We start from the raw sequence: 2,183 nt of genomic DNA on the forward strand, positions 1-2,183 counted from the left end.
AAAACCACAGTACCATAGTAATTGAGGATTTGAATGTAAGTGGAATGCTCAAAAACCACAAACTAGCAAGTGCCATAGCAGACTGTGGGTTTTATGAATTCAAGCGTCAACTTACATACAAATGTGAATGGTACGGTAGTGAATTAGTCATAGCTCCTAGATTTTACCCAAGTTCTCAAATATGTTCAAATTGTGGGCATAAACAGAAAATGCCATTGCACTTGAGAACTTATGAATGTAGTGAATGCGGTTTTGAAACTGACAGAGATTTTAATGCTGCTGTCAACCTGAAAAACTATGTGTATCAGTAGCTTGAGTTCCAAGCGAATTTAAGCCTGTGGAGAAGATAAGTTACAGACTGCGGTCAGTGGTCTTCTGTGTTTGCGCAGCATTGCGGAACGCAAAACAGGAAGCTAGCTCCAAAGCTCATGCAATCATAGTATGGGTAAGTTTGGGTAAGTTTAGTAGAACGGTTTTCTTCACTCAGAAAGAAGACATCTTGATGTTGATATGGATCTTTGAGTGCGCAATTGCAATTATAGAATAGCTGAAACATTCCTGGGTCATTTTTCCAACCAGTAACTATTTGTTGCAACGCTTCACATCGTATATCATAATTCTTATCAGACTGTACCAGTTGTTTGAGGAAAGGCAAAGTTTCTGGAGAATCTTTCCAAACAGTAGCTATCTGTCGCACTGCTTCAAATCGTATATAAGTATTATTATCGCACTCGATCAGTCGTTTGAAGTAGGGTAAAGTTTCCGGTTCATCTTTCCAACCAATAGCTATTTGTTGTAATGCTTTAAATCGCAGTTGTATAGCAATGAGCGCTGGTATATTTACAAATTGCAGGATTTGCCCAATAGCTAAAAGTCTTATATTATCAGCAATTTATTCCCCCTGTTGCCTGTTGCCTGTTGCCTGTTGCCTGCGCACAGCGCTATAAATTCCAATAATGTCCTAGGGCAAAAAAAGCTTCATACTGATGGTAATCTGCTAAATATTTTAACTCATTTAATAAATCAGTTCCTACATCACTAATATCCTGAATATTCTTAACTTCAAAGAAACATTTAGTTGCTAAAAATAAATTCTGACTATTTTCTTTTTCCCCATCTTAATTTATCAAATAACTAATAATTTCTCCCACAAACTGAGGTTCAATTGCTCGAGCAATAAACTGCAATACTTGATGCCATTTTTCATCTTGCCAATGCTGGCCAAAAACTTCCTCTATTAGTTCATTTAGTGAGATAGTTTGTTCTTGCTCAAATTGCCATACCAAACTACAAGTATAAAAATATTCCTAAAAAGTTTGATGCACGAAAGCATAATATTTAACTTGAGTAGCTCTTCTGGTCCAGTTATCAGTTATCAGTTATCAGTTATCAGTTATTAGTTATCAGTTATCAGTTATTAGTTATCAGACCTCTGCAATAAGGAGGCTTGAAATGCGGTTCCCCTCTTATTAAGGGGGGCTAGGGGGGATCTAAAACTGTATCTCACCAATTTGAGAAACGCTATATTTTTCACCAGATGTCAATTAGACACCTCCACAAATCAAAAATAAAATTAATTATCGTACAGAAATTATCAATTATTTCCCCAGCTGATAGCTGACGGCTGTTTGCGCAGCATTCCGCAGGAAATGCTTACATAGGAATCTCGATAATAAACTCTGTTCCTTTTCCTCTCTGGGAATTACAAAATATCCGACCACCATGTTTATCTACTACAATTTGATAGCTAATTGCTAAACCAATACCAGTACCTTTACCTACAGGTTTTGTAGTAAAGAAAGGGTCAAATATTTTGCTACGTATTCGCTCTTTTATACCTATACCATTATCAGAAATAATAATAGTTACTAGATTTTTGTCTACAACTTTTGTTTGAATTTTAATTGTGGGAACTTGTTGTTCATTTGATTCAGAAAATTTGCCTTTTGCTATTGCTTCCTCCAGAGCATCAATTCCATTTACCAAGATATTCATAAACACTTGATTTAACTGACTCACATAACAAGATATTTGAGATAAATCGCTATATTCTTTAATTACATTAATCTGCTTTCCACCTTTAGGAGAAAGTCGATTATTCAATATTAGTAAAGTACTATCTATTCCTTCATGAATATTAACTAGCTTCATCTCTGCTTCATCAAGGCGTGAAAAGTTACGCA

4 protein-coding genes are annotated in these 2,183 nt (G+C 35.5%); 1 reads left to right on the forward strand and 3 read right to left on the reverse strand.

The genetic code is table 11. From position 1 onward, the window contains the following. Positions 1–311: RNA-guided endonuclease InsQ/TnpB family protein (locus tag AC3DU7_RS31910; protein ID WP_488043241.1), on the forward strand; the 311-nt coding region annotated here is incomplete at its 5' end. A 53-nt stretch (positions 312–364) separates the two neighbouring features. Here the strand turns inward: AC3DU7_RS31910 and AC3DU7_RS31915 are convergent. The 3 genes from AC3DU7_RS31915 to AC3DU7_RS31925 all read right to left on the reverse strand — a co-directional run. After that, a complete protein-coding gene (locus AC3DU7_RS31915; RefSeq protein WP_488043243.1) occupies positions 365–892 on the reverse strand; it encodes a HEAT repeat domain-containing protein in 528 nt (175 codons plus the stop codon). 226 nt (positions 893–1,118) lie between these two features. Further along, positions 1,119–1,286: a hypothetical protein gene (locus AC3DU7_RS31920; RefSeq protein ID WP_488043092.1), complete on the reverse strand. Its 168-nt coding sequence runs from the start codon at positions 1,284–1,286 to the stop codon at positions 1,119–1,121. Positions 1,287–1,653: 367 nt separating this feature from the next. After that, the coding region (locus AC3DU7_RS31925; protein WP_488043242.1) for a sensor histidine kinase at positions 1,654–2,183 on the reverse strand (530 nt) is incomplete at its 5' end.

This window comes from Okeania sp., from assembly GCF_983059655.1.